Origin of the sequence: Polyangium sp. 6x1 (assembly GCF_029946515.1) — a bacterium.
Classification (GTDB): domain Bacteria; phylum Myxococcota_A; class Polyangia; order Polyangiales; family Polyangiaceae; genus Polyangium.
Window position 1 is genome coordinate 76303 of the sequence record NZ_JARZHH010000036.1, and the last position, 14785, is coordinate 91087.

A 14785-nucleotide genomic window follows, 5' to 3' on the forward strand; every position below is an offset into this window, starting at 1 on the left:
ACCATGGCGGGGCGCCCGATCACTCCGCGAGGGCCTTCTCGACCTCGACGGCGAGCGTTTTCTCGTCACCCGCGGTGTATCCGCCACGCTTGTGCACGATCGAACCGTCCTTGCTGATCAGCACCGTGAAGGGCAGCTCGCGCTTCGGGTTGTAGCGGGCCGTCACGACGGTCTCCTCGTCGAGCAGGACGGGGAAAACCATGTCCTTCGAGCGCACCACGCTGCTCACCTGCGCGCGCGACTCCGGCCCGTCGGCCGAGACGGCGAGCACGACGAACCCGCGATCCTTGTGCTTCTTGTAGAGGTCGACGAGGTGCGGCATCTCGATCATGCAGGGGTCGCAGGTGGTCGACCAGAAGTCGATCAGGACCACGCTGTTGCCCTTGTAGTCCGAGAGCCGGACTTGCTTGCCGTCGAGCGACGGCAACGTGAAGTCGGGCGCCGTGGCGCCGCCGCCGGCCTTCGCGCTGGGCATTTCGCCGCCACACGAGCTGAGGAGAAGGCCGGCGATCGCGGCGCCGAGGACATGAGCTTTTCGCGCGTTCATCCGCGCATCATGCCGCAAACGGGCAGGAGCGGCACGCGCGCAAAAGGCGGCGATACGCCTACAACGTCCCTGCGATGACTTTCTCGAAGGTCTTCCAGTACGTCGTGGGAGGCGGACCTGCGTAGGTCTGAACGATCTCCATCGTCCGCGTGTTGATGATGATGTTCGCCGGGAACGAATCGCTCTCCCAGAGCGCCGCGAGCTTGCCGCCCGGATCGGTCACCGACGGGTAGTCGATGGCGAACTTCTTCACCCACTTCGTCAGGTCGTCGGGCGTCGCCGGCGAGCCGGAGATTCCCTCCGCGAGCGCGAGCAGGAACTCGCCACCCGTCGGGTTGTACTTCGCGCGCAGGCCCGGAAGGACCTCGGCCGCCTCGTACTGACAAGGGCCGCACCACGAAGCGGAGATGATGATCGCGAGCGCCTTCGGCTTCGGCGTGCCCGCGGGGAACACGGAGTTTTCCGGAAAAACCTCGTCGCCCGTCGGATTGTAGAACTCGGCGAAGGAGATGAATCGCACGCCGTCGCCGATATTTTCCTTCGCGTTCGGAAAACCGATCAGCTCGTAATTCTGCGCTATCGAGCCCTTGCTGATGCCAAAAGGACCCGCGGGATACGGAAGCGCCCACGATCCACGCGGGAGTTGTCCCGTTTGATCCGGGAACCCCGGTGTCACGTTGCCATCGCCCTCGTCACTGCCGCAGCCGATCAAACCGAAAGCTGCCGTCAGACCGAGAACCAAGCACCGAAAGAGCACGTCGTTTCGCATGATGCCACCGCGCCTGGAATGAGGTAGGTCGGAATGGTCCTCGCGGGGGTTCAGGGCGTCAAGCACCCTCCTTGCAAAAGGCCTCGCCCGGACCGGATCCGTACCCAGGCAAGATGCGTGGAACACGGCACCGTCCCATGCATACCCACATCCACGGAGGGACGGCCTCCGAGGTTTCGAGGTCATCATGCAGCATTCTCACGTTCTCCGTCCCCGGCAGCCGCGCCTTGGCTTTGCCGCGGCCCTCTCGCTCCTCTCGCTCCTTTTTGGTGGCGCGCTCGGCGCCTGCTCTGGGGAGGATCCGGTGCCGTTCTGCTTCGGCGGCTTTGTGACCGCGGATGGCGTATGCGAGGGAAAGTGCACGCCTGAGTCGTGCCTGCCCGGCAACACGTGCGTGGGGAACCGCTGCGTCCTCGAGTGCGCCGGGCACGTCGATTGCTTGCCCGACGGCACCCAGGACTGCGCGCCCGCGGTCGAGGACGACACGAAGCGCGAAATCCTCACGTGCCAGCCGAACCAGAAGCCTTTCGGATTCGGCTTCAAATGTCCGTTCGGCGACGAGTGCAGCAAGACCCTCTCCTGCCCGCAGACGGGCTCGCCTTGCTTCCTCGATCAGTGCGGCGGCGCGCCTGACACCTGCAAGCTCGACATCGACTTCTGCTACGGGCGCGCCAACTGCCTCGTCGGGAAATGCCCCGACGACACGCCCTGCACCGTGCTCACGTGCGCGCCGGGCGAGTGCACAGCCCCGCTCTCCTGCCTCTCGGCCGCTGAGGGTGACGCCGATGCTTTCTGCACCAAGCAAGACTGCAAGGCCGACGACGAGTGCCCCGGCGGCTTCTACTGCGGCACGACCCGCGAGTCGCGCGCGCTCTGCGGCAGCATGAATCCGTCCAAGGGCAACAACGGCCTCTGCGGAGAGTCGAACGACCCGTGCATCGAGCCGAGCTCGCTCGGGCAGGGCAACACGATGTTCGAGGGCCAGCTCTGTGTACTCCGGAAGACGTGCATCCAGCGCGACACGTGCGCCCCGTGCAACAGTGACCTCGACTGTTCCCAGGTCCCGAACAGCCACTGCATCTCGCTCCCGAACGACAGCACGAAGCGCTGCGCCTCCGAGTGCGTGAAGGACTCCGACTGCGGGCGCGCGTTCGAGTGCAAGCCCGTGAGCGACGCCGCGCCGGACGGGCCGAAGGCGTGCTTCCACCGCTTCGGCGCCTGCGTCGGCGAGGGCAAGTACTGCGAGCCCTGCGTGAACGACCAGGACTGCGGCCCGCTCACCGGCCTCTCCGTTTGCCTCCAGGCCACCGACGGAAGCCGCGGCTGCGTCGATCTCGGCACCTCGGGCGCGGCCTGCATGTCGAACGACGACTGCCCGCTCTCGCCGAGCGGCAAGCACGCCGAGTGCGACCTCACGCCGGGCTCGCAGAACTACCAGAAGTGCCAGCTCCTCCCCTACACGCTCGCCAACCCGGCGAACCCGAATCAGGGCGGCGAGGCGAGCTGCTGGTAAGACACGCTGGTCTCTTCGGGTCGCGATGGACCCTTGCTGCGCAAAGGTTTTCGCCACGCGCGGCACGTAGCTTTCGCACCCTCCCTCCGTGATCCGGGAAATACGCAAGGACATCGGGGAATGGACGGGAGGGTGCTCACGTCGCACTTCGCATGGCGCAAAAGGTGCACGTGCGCTTCAACGTACCCATCACTTCTTCAACAAGGAGAGCTTCACATGACGCAGAAAAATAAGTGGATCCGCCTCGTCGCCGCGCCCGCCTTCGTGCTCGGAGTCGGCATCACCGCGGGCATCGGTTGCAGCGACGTCGCCGACATCGTCGACGGCTGCGACGAGTTCCGGGCCGACGCGCGGTGGGGCGCGGACCTCGACATCGACTTCCGCGTGAAGTCGTTCATGACCGCCTCGGGCTCGTTCATCACCCTCGCCGATCAGATGATCGCCGACGTCACCACGGCCTGCGAGGGCATCGCCACGGCGACCAAGCGCGACGCCACGAAGTGGTCCTCCATGGAAGGCGCGAAGCGCCTCGAGGCCGTCTGCGCCGAGGCGCAGCTCGGCTTCGACGAGGTGATCAAGGCGAACGCGCAGGTGGAGCTCGTCGCGCTCGTCGAGGGCGGCAAGTGCGAGGCGAGCCTCGACGCGGCCGCCGAGTGCAACGCGCGCTGCGACGTGGACGCCAAGTGCACGCCGGCGCAGCTCGAAGCCAAGTGCGAGCCCGGCAAGCTCGCGGGCAAGTGCACGGCCGAGTGCACGGGCGCCTGCACGGCCGACGTCGGCGCGACGGTCGAGTGCCGCGGCTCGTGCAGCGCGGTCTGCAACGGCAAGTGTGACGGCCAGTGCTCCTCGGGCGACGCGAACAACTGCAACGGCCGCTGCGACGGCACGTGCGAGGGCACCTGCTCGGGCGCGTGCGAGCTCGACGCGAACGCCTCGGTGCAGTGCGACGGCACCTGCCGCGGCGAGTGCTCCGTCGACTTCCAGGCCCCGCACTGCGAGGGCAAGATCACGCCGCCCGAGTGCGAGCTCGACGCCGACTGCCAGGCGAGCTGCAACGCCGAGATCCAGGCCGAGGCGTCGTGCACGCCGCCCAAGGTCACGATCGAGCTCTCGGCCGGCGCCACCGCCGATCTCGAGGCGCTCGCCACCGCGCTCGAGCAGCACCTGCCGCGGCTCATCGAGACCGGCATCACGCGTGGTCAGGCCGCGCTCGACGCCGGCAAGGTCCTCGTCGAGGTCGGCGGGAACCTGAAGGGCGCGCTCACGTCGAGCGGCAAGGCCCTCGTCTGCGCGACGACGGCCGCGAGCGCCGCGCTCAACGCGAGCGTCGAGGTGCAGGTCTCCGTCGAGGCCAGCGCCAGCATCGGCGGCAAGGCTGCCGGCTCCGTCAACTGAGCGCCTGATCGACGCGCCGCTCGGCCGCCCGTCGTGCCGAGCGGCGCGTTTTCTTTTTGTTTCGCCCTGGCCGTTTTTCTTGGCGGCAGCGCGCCCCGACGACCGCGGAACGGGTTGACGACACCCTTGGCTGGTCCTAACAGACCGGCTGCCCCGCGCCTGCCCCGAAGGAAATCATGGCAATCACGGTCGAATCCGCGAAAAACGCGCTCGCAAAGGTCGAGGACCCCGAGCTGTCTCGCCCCCTCACCGACATCGGCATGCTGGGCGACGTCGCCGTCGAGGGCGACGACGTCACCGTGGGCGTCACGCTCACGACACCCGCGTGCCCGTACAAGGCGCGGATCCAGGACGACGTGACGGCGGCGCTCAAGGCCGCGGGCGCGGCGAACGTGTCGATTCGTTGGAGCTCGAACGTTCCCGAGCGCAACATCATGGCCGACGATCCTTGCCCGGGCGTGAAGAACATCGTGCTCGTGATGAGCGGCAAGGGCGGCGTCGGAAAGAGCACGGTCGCCGCGAACCTGACGCTCGCGCTGAACCGACTCGGCTGCCGCGTGGGCCTGCTCGACGCGGACATGTACGGGCCGAGCGTGCCCACGATGCTCGGCGTGATGGGCCGACCGACCTCGTCCGACGGCCAGCACTTCCTGCCGCTCGAGCGCTTCGGCGTGAAGCTCATGTCGATCGGCTTCTTGCTGGAGGACGCGCGTCAAGCCGTCGTCTGGCGCGGGCCGATGATCCAGAACGCGCTGCTCCAGTTCATGAAAGACGTCGACTGGGGCACGCTCGACTACCTCATCCTCGACCTGCCCCCCGGCACGGGCGACATCGTGCTCACGATCTCGCAAAAGCTGCGCACCACGGGCGCCGTCGTCGTGACGACGCCGCAGGAAGTCGCGCTCCAGGACGTTTACAAATCGGTCTCGATGGCCCAAAAAGTGGGCATCCCCATCCTCGGCGTCGTCGAGAACGAGAGTTATTTCATCTGTGACGGTTGCTCCGCGCGTCACGAGCTTTTCGGCTCGGGCGGCGGTCAGAAGATCGCCGAGTTCGCGGGCGCCCCGCTGCTCGGTCAGATCCCGCTCGATCCTTCGGTGCGGGAGTGGGGCGACGCGGGCACGCCCGTCGTGCAAGCAGCGCCCGATAGTTCGGTGGGTCGCGCCTTCCTCGAGGTGGCGCAGCGGCTGGCGGCCAAGGTGAGCGTGCACGACCTCGGTCGCGGCGGCTCCCTCCGCATCGACCGAAGCGGCGGCCAGCAGCGGTTTTTACCCATCGTACGTTGAAAAAGCGTCTCGAAGTTCGAGCGCTGTGCGCAGAGACCTCGCGCCTGTGCGCGAGGTACGTTATGTTTTCCGTCCCCTTCCGAGCTACGCGTATGCGCGAAGGTCGTCCCCCGACGATGCGCGCCGCGAGCGCGGCCCGAGATCCCGGATGAACACGGACAACAACAACACCGAGGCGGCAGAGGTCCAAACGGACGCCGCGGCGCCCGAGGCGCAGCCGCAGAATCAGAAGCCCGAGGCGAGCACCGAGGCCCAGGCCGCCTCGTCCACCGCCGCTCCCTCCCGCGAAGAGTGGGAGGACGAGCAGCCGGGAGACGACATCGGCAACCGCTTGCCTGGTCCCGGCGGAAGGCCGCAGGCGAGCCCTGCGGCGACGGCCGAGGGTCCGGGCGGCGACGCGAAGAAGCGCAAGCGCCGCAGGAAGCGCAAGGGTCCTCCGGGCGCGCAAGGTCCGGCGGCAGAGGGCGGGGTCGAAGGCGCCGAGGCGAGCGAAGGCGACGAAGACGCGGACGGCGAGGAAGCGGAGGCCGGCGAGGCTTCCGAGGCCCAGGCCGGAGGCGAAGCGGCGCAAGGCAAGCGCAAGGATCGTCGCAAGGACAAACAGGCCGCTGCGGCGGCTGCGGCCCAGCGCGAGCGTCCTGCGTTCAGCGTCGGCGAAGAGGTCTTCGGCAAGGTCTGCAAGGTGACGGACCAGGCGATCTGGATCGACATCGCAGGCAAGGCGACGGGCCTCTTCGATCGGGCAGAGCTCGGCGACGAGGAAGTGCCGGCCGAGGGCGATCAGTTCATCGCGAGCGTGCAAAGCACGGGCGTTCGCGGCGGCATGCTGGTGCTCTGCAAGGGGCAGCCGAAGCCGCTCGACGAGCTGAAGAAGCAGCTCGAGGCGGCGTCGCAGAGCGGCGAGCCGGTCTTCGGCTTCGTGACGGGCGCGGTGAAGGGCGGCCTCGAGGTCGATCTCGGCGGCCTGCGCGCGTTCGCGCCGGCCTCGCACGTGGACCTGCGCCACGGCGCGGACCTCTCGCACCTCGTCGGTCAGAGGCTCGACTTCGTGGTCGCGCAGTACGCGAAGAAGGGCCGGGACATCGTGGTCTCGCGCAAGCGCATGCTCGAGGAGGACGCGCGCCGCGTCCGCACCGAGGCGCTGAGCAAGGTCACGCCCGGCAGCGTGCACAAGGGCATCGTGCGCAAGGTCGTGCAGTGGGGCGTCTTCGTCGCGCTGCCCGAGGCGGGCGGCGTCGAGGGCCTCATCCACATGACCGAGGCGAGCCACGATCGCAGCGCGCGCCTGAACGACCTCTTCCGTCCCGGCGCGGAGATCGACGTCAAGATCATCCGCATCGACGACAAGGGCAAGCTGTGGCTCAGCCACAAGGCCACGACCGCGGATCCGTGGGACACGGTGAAGGAGAAGTACGCGGTCGGCACGAAGCACAAGGGCAAGATCGCGCGCCTGCAGCCGTTCGGCGCGTTCATCGAGCTCGAGCCCGGGATCGACGGCCTCTGCCACACGGCGGACATCTCGTTCAAGCAGATCGAGCACCCGAGCGAGGTGGTGAAGGTCGGCGACGAGATCGACGTCGTGGTCGCGAGCTGCGATCCGGGCGCGCACAAGATCGGCCTGCACCCCGCGCCGCCGAGCGGCGAGGAGGAAGAGCCGCGTCAGCGCGTGCAGCAGTACAAGGCCGTGAAGGTCGCCGTCGTGCAGGCCGTCGAGGGAGGCCTCTCGGTCCGCATCCTCGGCGTCACCGGTCGCGCGGCGCGCGGCTTCATCCCGGCGGGCCACACGGGCACGGCGCGCGGCACCGATCTCCGCAAGGAGTTCCCCGTGGGCACGAAGTTCGACGCGAAGGTGCTCGAGGTCGACCCGCGCCGCGGCGAGGCGAAGCTCTCGATCCGCGCCCTCAAGGAGGACGCCGAGAAGCAGGCCTACCAGTCGTACCGCGCCGGCGTCGCCCGCGAGGCGAAGTTCGGCACGTTCGCCGACCTCATGAAGAAGAGCCAATCGAGCCACTAGTCGACGCTTGGGGGCTCCGCTCTGGCAAGCAGAGCTGCGCCCCCAAACCCCCCGACCTAGGAGCTGAACGATCGCGCGCCCCACGGCCGAAAGGCCCGGGGCGCGTGGCCTTTTGGGGTCAAATCATTTCACTCGCGGCCGAGCGCCTGCACCGGGTCCATGCGCGCGGCCCTCCGCGCCGGGAAAAACCCGAAGACGAGCCCGATCGCCGTGCTCGTCCCGAGCGCGACGGCGAGCGCCTGGGGCGCGAGCTTCATCGGCAGATCGAGCGCCGCGCCGAGACCGACGATCGCGGCGTAGCCGATCGTCGTCCCCACGACCCCGCCGAGCGTCGCGAGCACGAGCGACTCGACGAGGAACTGCACGAGGATGTCCATCTCGCGCGCGCCGATCGCCATGCGGATGCCGATCTCGCGCGTCCGCTCCGTCACGCTGACGAGCATGATGTTCATGACGCCGATGCCGCCGACGACGAGCGACACGGCCGCGATCCCGACGAGCAGCAGCGACAGGACGCCGTAGATGTTGTCCTGCATCTGCTGGAACTCGGCCTGCGAGCGGATGAGGAAGTCGTCCTCCTCTCCCTCGCGAATGTGGTGCCGCTGGCGGAGGATCTCCTCGGCTTGCTTCTTCGCGCGGTCGGTCGTCTCCGGGCTCGTGGCGCTCATCATGATGGCGTCCGTCTCGCCCGGCCGCGTGAAGCGCACGTGGGATCGCATCGTGGTGATCGGCATGATCACGACGTCGTCCTGGCTCCGACCGAACGGCGAAGGGCCCTTCTCTTCGAGCACGCCGAGCACGCGGTACGGATGCCGGCCGATCCGGATCCATCGGCCCACGGGATCGGCCTTGCCGAAGAGCTCCTTCGCCGTCCCGGCGCCGATGACCGCGATCTTCTCGGAGACGTTCTCGGCCGACGTCGTCCACGGCTCGCCGCTCTGGAGGTTCCAGTTGCGCACCTGCAGGTACGCGATGCGCGAGCCGATCACCTCGACCTTCGCGTTCTGCCCTTCGTAGACGACCTGCGCCGACGCACGCAGGAACGGCACGGCGGCCTTGATGCTCGTCGACTCGCGTTCGAGCGCCTGACAGTCCGACTCCGAGAGCTTCGAGCCTCCCGTCGTGCGTGCGCCCGAAGCCCGCGCCGACTGCGGAAAGACGATCAACGCGTTCGAGCCGAGGTTCGTGATCTGTCCGTTGATCTTGGAGCGCGCGCCGTCGCCGAGCGCGGTCATCGTGACGACGGCGGCGATGCCGATCGTGATGCCGAGGACCGTGAGCGCCGCGCGCAGCTTGTTGCGCAGGACTGCCCGCAGCGCGATCGCGATTGCGGAGAAGATACGCGAGAGGCCGATCACTCTTGCCGCAGCGCGACGATGGGATCCATCAGCGCCGCCCTCCTCGCGGGGAAGAACCCGAACACGATCCCGATCACCGCGCTCGTCCCCATCGCGGCGACGACCGCGGGGATCGGTAGCTGCAGCGACCACCCGAGCGCGCCGCCGATCAGCTTGATCACGCCCGCGCCGATGCCGAGCCCGAACACGCCGCCGATCACGCTGAGCACGATCGCCTCGACGAGGAACTGCGTCATGATGTCCGCCGCCGAAGCGCCAATCGCCATGCGGATGCCGATCTCTCGCGTCCGCTCGGTCACGCTGACGAGCATGATGTTCATCACGCCGATCCCGCCGACGAGCAGCGAGACGGCGGCGATCGACGAGAGGAGCGCGGTCAACGTGCCCACGATCTCCTCCGAGGATTTGCGGAACTCGGCCTGCGTGCGGATGCCGAAATCCGGATCCTGATCAGGCGCGATCCCGTGCCTCTGCCGGAGGATCGCGTCGATCTGCGCGACCGCGCGATCGACGGTCCGCTCGTCCGTCGCGGAGGCGATGAGCTGCTGCACGCGCCCCGGCGGGCTCGGCACCACGCGCGCGCGGAAGCTGCCGATGGGCATGAGCACGCGATCGTCTTGATCCTCGCCGAAAGGCGACTGCCCTTTCTTCGCGAGCAGACCGACGACGCGGTACGGATAGCGGCCGATGCGCACGTACTGCCCGATCGGATCTCCGGTGCCGAAGAGTTTTTCGCGCACGGTCTCGCCGACGATCACGACCTTGGCTTTGAGCAGCTCCTCCGACTCCGTGAACATCTGGCCCTTGTCCACGGAGAAACCGCGCACCGGGAAGTAGCTGCGCGACACGCCCATCACCTGCGTCACGGCGTTGCGATCGCCCGCGATCACCTGCGCTCCCGTGGCGCTGAAGGGCGCGATGTTCGCGATGCTCGTCGCCTCCGCCATGAGCGCGCGACCGTCGGCCTCCGTGAGGCGATTGACGTCGTCCTTGCGTACGCCCGAGGTCTGCGTGGACTGCGGGAAGATGAAGATGACGTTCGCGCCGAGGTTCGAGATCTGCCCGACGACCTGCGCCTGCACGCCCGTGCCGAGCGCGACCACGATCACGACGGCCGCGACGCCGATGAGGATGCCGAGGACCGTCAGGCTCGAGCGCAACTTGGAGCGCACGATGGCGCGCAGCGCGAGCCGGATCGCGGCGAGGATCGCCGTCACGAAGCGGCTCCGTGCTCATCCTGGACCGGCAGCTCCGCGAGCGCGCGCCCCGCGTCCGTCGGCCTCTCGTTCACGATGTCGCGCCGCACCGAGCCGTCGCGCATCTCGATCACGCGCCCCGCGCAGTCGGCGATGTCGCGCTCGTGCGTGACGAGCACGATCGTGATGCCCTGCTCGCGGTTCAGCCGCTGCAAGAGATCGAGCACCTCGTAGCTCGTGCGGGTATCGAGGTTGCCCGTCGGCTCGTCGGCGAGCAGGAGCGGCGGCTGCGTCACGAGGGCGCGCGCGATCGCGACGCGCTGCTGCTGACCGCCGGAGAGCTGGTTCGGCGTGTGGTGCAGGCGCGCGCCGAGGCCGACGGCGCTGAGCGAGGCGAGCGCGCGCTTCCTTCGCTCCGCGGCGGCGACGCCTCGGTACACGAGGGGCAGCTCGACGTTCTCCAGCGCGGTCGTGCGGGGCAGCAGATTGAAGCCCTGGAACACGAAGCCGATGAGGTGGTTTCGCACGATGGCGCGCGCGTCGTTGCTCCGCGAGCCCACGTCGATCCCGTCGAGGATGTATTTGCCGCGCGTCGGACGATCGAGGCAGCCGATGATGTTCATCATCGTGCTCTTGCCCGATCCGCTCTGCCCGATGATCGCGACGAACTCGCCACGCCGGATGGTCAGGTTCACGCCGCGAAGCGCGCGCACGACGACGGCCTCCGTGACGTAGTCCTTGTGAATCTCGACGAACTCGATGATCGGCGGGGCGTCCTTCATCACGTCCCCCGCCTAGAACGGCCTGCGGCCGCCGCGCCCGCCTGCAGCCCCCGCGTCGGTCTCTTCGGTCACGACCTTCAGGTTGCCGATGTCCGTGCGCAGGGCTGTGTGGATGCCGTCCGTGATGCCGATGTCGACCTCGCGCATCTCGATCTGCTCGGCGCCCAGCGTCTCGTTGACGAGCACGTAGATGCGCCCTTTGCCTGCGGAGAGCGACGGGAGCGGATCCTGCGGGATCGGCTTGCCCTCCTTCGTCATCGGCGGCGAGGGCTTGAAGCGCAGCGCCGCGTTCGGCAGACGCTTGATGCCCTTGGCCTCGGCCGAGTGGATCGTCGCCGTCGCCGTCATCCCGGGGCGCAGCTTGATGTCGGGGTTGTCGACCTCGATCACCGCGGCGTACGTCACGACGCCCGCCTGGTTCACGGGGCTGTAGCGCACCTGGCTCACGAGCCCCTTGAACGACTCGCCGGGGAACGCATCGACGCGGATGTCCGCCGTCATGCCCTCTTTCAAGCGCCCGACGTCCGCCTCGTCGATGTCCGCGAGCACGCGCATCTTGCGCAGGTCCTGGGCGATCACGAAGAGCGTCGGCGTCTGGAAGCTCGCGGCCACGGTTTGTCCGGGATCGATCGCGCGGTTGATCACGACGCCCTCGATGGGCGAGTAGATCTTGGTGAACGCGAGGTTCGTGTTCGAGCGCCGCAGCGTCGCGCTGAGCTGCGCGACCTGCGCCTTGGAGGCGGCGACGTCGGCGAGCGCGATGTCGTGGCTGCCTTGCGCGGCGTCGAGATCCGCCTGGGATCCCACGCCTTCCTTGAACACCTTGCGCGCCCGTTCGAGCCGCACCTTCGCCGTCTCGAGGTTCGCCTCGGCACGCTTCACGCTCGCGCTCGCGGCCGCGACCTGCGCCGCGTTCGCGTCGATCTCCGCGCCGAGCAGCTGCGTGTCGATCTCCGCGAGCAGATCCCCGGCCTTCACGTGGCTGTTGAAGTCGACGTGGACCTTCGTGATGCGCCCGGAGACCTGCGCGCCGATCTGCACCTCGGTGACCGGCTTGATCTGCCCGGTCGACTGGATCGTCTCGAAGACGTCGCCTTGCGTGAGCGCGGCGCTCACGTACCGCGCGGGCGGCGGCGGCTTCGTCTTCTGCAGATAGAACATCCCGCCGGAGACGACGCCGGCGAGGACGACCAGGATGATGAGCCAGCGGAGCCATTTTCCGCGGCCCTCGACGCGCGACAGCGCCTTGTTCAGGTCGGGCCGCTCGGCCGCGTTGTTCTGGGCCTGTCCGCCCGCGTCGAGATGCACTCCCGGATTGGCCATGACGGACCCCGTGATAGCACGGGGGAGCCTCCGGGCGCGGCCGTGGCGAAGGATCCTACGCAGGGCTTGATGGGGCGGCACCTACGTGGCACATCCACGGGCCCATGTCCCAGCCCGCCATTGGTCCCGATACGCGCGTCTCGCTCTCGTACGTCCTTTTCGATGAGGACGGAGACACGGTCGATCGCGCGACGGAAAGCGAGCCGCTCGAGTATGTCCACGGCTATGCGCAGATCCTCCCGGGCCTCGAGCGGGCGGTCGAGGGCATGCGGGCCGGCGAGCGCCGCGAGATCGTCGTCGAGCCCGCGGACGCCTTCGGGGAGCACGACGACGAGGGCGTCTTCGAGGTCGACAAGACCGACTTCCCCGACAGCGAGCACGTGACGCCCGGCGACGAGTTCATCGCGCAGGCCCCCGACGGCGAATCCATCGCGATGCGCGTGGTCGAGGTGCTGCCGGACGCGTTCGTCGTGGACACGAACCACCCGCTCGCGGGCCAGAAGATCCGGTTCGAGGTCGTCGTGCACGACGTGCGCGCGGCGAGCGAAGACGAGATCGCGGAGGCGCAGGCCGAGCTCGAAGAGCGCGCCCTCGGCGACGGCGGCGGCTGCTGCGATCACGACCACGACCACGACCATGATCACGGCCACGATCATGGCCATGCGGCCGAGGGCGGCGGACATCTCGTCCAGCTCTCGCGCAAGCGCTGAGACTTCTGCACCCGGGGGGGAGCAAGTCCGACCAAGGGAGACACGACGACCGATGAAAGCTGCTTCCGATCAGGGTTACTTCTCCGCGCTTGCCCATGATCTTCGGGTGCGCGAGCGCCTCCTCGCCGCGGGCGTGATCACGCAGGCGGACATCGACCGTTACCTCGGCGAGCTCCCCGAGCTCGAGACGCAGGCCGAGGGGCTCGGCATCCCGCAGCCTGCGCTCGTCTCGGCGGCGTCTTCGGCTCCGGCGGCCCCGGCGCCGCAGCCCGTCGCGACGGCGACGGCGGCGGCGGCTCCGGTCGCGAGCAGCGCGGCGGTCGAGGAGGAGGACGACGACGACGACGACGACGACGTAGCCGACGAGGCAGGCGAGGCGTGAGCAGCCTGGGCGATCGCGACGAGCCGCCCATGGGGCAGCTCCCGAAGCTCGACTTCTCGATCTTCGTGATGTCCATCATCGGCTCGGCGCACGTCCACCTCGGCGACATGCCCGGCCCGGATGGGCACTCGGAGCGCAGCCTCGACCTCGCCCAGCAGGACATCGATCTCCTCACGCTTCTCGAGGAGAAGACGAAGGGCAACCTCACGGGCGACGAGGAGCGGCTCCTTGCGCAGGCCCTCGACGAGTTGCGCGAGCGCCTCGCCGAGGTATCCAAAGAAGCGTGAGCTCACGTCGCCCGCCGCTCTCGCTCGTCGTCCTGATCTCGTGGCTCCTCGTGGCCGCGTCGGCGTGTGGCAAGGGTGGCGGCGCGTCGGGCGGTTCGTCCCCCACGGGCGAGGGCACGTCGTCGCTCCCGCCCGGCGCCATCCCGCTCCCGAGCGGCTCCGCGTCCACGGCTCCTCCGTCGCTCGCGCAGACCGCGCCTTCTGGGCCGGCGATCGTGACGGCCGAGGGCACGCCGATCTCCTTCGCGCCCCTCGCGAAGAAAGCGGATCCGGCCGTGGCGACGGTGAAGGCGCGCGTCGAGAAGGAGACCTCGTCCGGCCGAAGGCGCGCCGTCTCCGAAGGCCTCGGCACCGCGTTCGTCTACGACCCCGAGGGGTTCATGCTGACGAACAACCACGTCATCGAGGACGCGACGGACATCGTCGTCGGCTTCATCGATGGCCGTGAAATGCGGGCGACGGTCGTCGGCCGGGACAAGCACACGGACATCGCGGTCCTGCGCGTCGACGAGCGAGGGCTGCCTTCGCTCTCGCTCGGCGATTCGGATGGGATCGACGTGGGCGACTGGGTCGTCGCGATCGGCAACCCGTTCGGCCTCTCGCACACCGTCTCGGCGGGGATCCTCTCGGCGAAGGGCCGCACGCGCGACGACGTGAAGGGCCTCGATCCCAGCGGCTATTTCAACTTCCTCCAGACGGACGCGAGCATCAACCCGGGCAACTCGGGCGGCCCGCTGCTCAACATGCGCGGCGAGGTCGTGGGCATCAACGCGGCCGTCCGCGCGAACGCGAACAACATCGGCTTCGCGATCCCGATCAACATGGTCAAGCAGCTCCTGCCCATGTTGCTGCGGGATGGGAAGATCCGGCGCAGCGCGCTCGGGGTCTTCGTCGACGCGCTGAACCCGATCGAGGCGGGGCGCCTGCGCAGGCCGGATCGCAAGGGCGCGTGGGTGCAGAAGGTGATCGCGGGTGGGCCGGCCGATCGGGCTGGGCTCTCGCCCGACGACGTCATCGTCTCCTTCGATGGCAAGCCGGTCTCCGATCCGAACGAGCTTCGGTGGCTCGCGAGCATCGCGGGCGTCAACAAGACGGTGACCTTGCGGATCTCGCGCATCGAGCGGGTCTTCGACGTCCGCGTGACGCTCGGCGAGCTCGAGCCGATCGACGACCGTGAGGAGCCTTGACCTTCCGGCCGGAAGGCCGATCGCCTAGAGTACGAC

Annotated in this window: 14 protein-coding genes; 8 read left to right on the plus strand and 6 right to left on the minus strand. The window is 68.5% G+C overall.

Features of this window, described 5'->3' with window-relative positions:
* Window positions 1-19: 19 nt before the first annotated feature.
* The gene (locus QHF85_RS29445) at window positions 20-547 is read right to left on the minus strand and encodes a TlpA disulfide reductase family protein (protein WP_281330678.1); all 528 of its coding nucleotides are present in this window, start codon (window positions 545-547) and stop codon (window positions 20-22) included.
* A 58-nt stretch (window positions 548-605) separates the two neighbouring features.
* Window positions 606-1316 carry a TlpA disulfide reductase family protein gene (locus QHF85_RS29450; RefSeq protein ID WP_281330679.1) on the minus strand — a complete coding sequence of 237 codons (711 nt, stop codon included), beginning with the start codon at window positions 1314-1316 and terminating at the stop codon, window positions 606-608.
* 187 nt (window positions 1317-1503) lie between these two features.
* Here QHF85_RS29450 and QHF85_RS29455 point away from each other — a divergent pair, with 187 nt between their 5' ends.
* From QHF85_RS29455 to QHF85_RS29470, 4 genes are all read left to right on the plus strand, one after another.
* Complete coding sequence (locus QHF85_RS29455) at window positions 1504-2829, plus strand: hypothetical protein (RefSeq protein ID WP_281330680.1); 1326 nt, start codon at window positions 1504-1506, stop codon at window positions 2827-2829.
* A 216-nt stretch (window positions 2830-3045) separates the two neighbouring features.
* Entirely contained in the window at window positions 3046-4224 is a 1179-nt protein-coding gene (locus QHF85_RS29460; RefSeq protein WP_281330681.1) for a hypothetical protein, read from the plus strand.
* 176 nt (window positions 4225-4400) lie between these two features.
* A complete protein-coding gene (locus QHF85_RS29465) occupies window positions 4401-5510 on the plus strand; it encodes an Mrp/NBP35 family ATP-binding protein (protein ID WP_281330682.1) in 1110 nt (369 codons plus the stop codon).
* A gap of 148 nt (window positions 5511-5658) precedes the next feature.
* Window positions 5659-7524, plus strand: coding sequence for a S1 RNA-binding domain-containing protein (locus QHF85_RS29470; RefSeq protein WP_281330683.1), 1866 nt, complete (start codon window positions 5659-5661; stop codon window positions 7522-7524).
* A 128-nt stretch (window positions 7525-7652) separates the two neighbouring features.
* On the opposite strand, the gene QHF85_RS29475 is transcribed toward QHF85_RS29470, so the two are convergent.
* From QHF85_RS29475 to QHF85_RS29490, 4 genes are read right to left on the minus strand one after another with little or no spacing between them, the layout of a single operon-like run.
* On the minus strand, window positions 7653-8882 hold the full coding sequence (locus QHF85_RS29475) for an ABC transporter permease (RefSeq protein WP_281330684.1): 1230 nt from the start codon (window positions 8880-8882) through the stop codon (window positions 7653-7655).
* A complete protein-coding gene (locus QHF85_RS29480; protein WP_281330685.1) occupies window positions 8879-10099 on the minus strand; it encodes an ABC transporter permease in 1221 nt (406 codons plus the stop codon). The genes QHF85_RS29475 and QHF85_RS29480 overlap by 4 nt, the downstream gene beginning before the upstream one ends.
* On the minus strand, window positions 10096-10860 hold the full coding sequence (locus QHF85_RS29485; protein WP_281330705.1) for an ABC transporter ATP-binding protein: 765 nt from the start codon (window positions 10858-10860) through the stop codon (window positions 10096-10098). Before QHF85_RS29485 ends, QHF85_RS29480 begins: the two co-directional genes overlap by 4 nt.
* A gap of 12 nt (window positions 10861-10872) precedes the next feature.
* Entirely contained in the window at window positions 10873-12183 is a 1311-nt protein-coding gene (locus QHF85_RS29490) for an efflux RND transporter periplasmic adaptor subunit (RefSeq protein WP_281330686.1), read from the minus strand.
* A 104-nt stretch (window positions 12184-12287) separates the two neighbouring features.
* Between QHF85_RS29490 and QHF85_RS29495 the strand changes: the two genes are divergently transcribed.
* From QHF85_RS29495 to QHF85_RS29510, 4 genes are read left to right on the plus strand one after another with little or no spacing between them, the layout of a single operon-like run.
* Window positions 12288-12893 (plus strand): peptidylprolyl isomerase, encoded by a 606-nt coding sequence (locus tag QHF85_RS29495; RefSeq protein WP_281330687.1) that lies wholly within the window; start codon window positions 12288-12290, stop codon window positions 12891-12893.
* A 52-nt stretch (window positions 12894-12945) separates the two neighbouring features.
* A complete protein-coding gene (locus QHF85_RS29500) occupies window positions 12946-13275 on the plus strand; it encodes a hypothetical protein (protein WP_281330688.1) in 330 nt (109 codons plus the stop codon).
* Entirely contained in the window at window positions 13272-13562 is a 291-nt protein-coding gene (locus tag QHF85_RS29505; RefSeq protein WP_281330689.1) for a DUF1844 domain-containing protein, read from the plus strand. The genes QHF85_RS29500 and QHF85_RS29505 overlap by 4 nt, the downstream gene beginning before the upstream one ends.
* Entirely contained in the window at window positions 13559-14749 is a 1191-nt protein-coding gene (locus QHF85_RS29510; RefSeq protein ID WP_281330690.1) for a trypsin-like peptidase domain-containing protein, read from the plus strand. The genes QHF85_RS29505 and QHF85_RS29510 overlap by 4 nt, the downstream gene beginning before the upstream one ends.
* Window positions 14750-14785 lie beyond the last annotated feature (36 nt).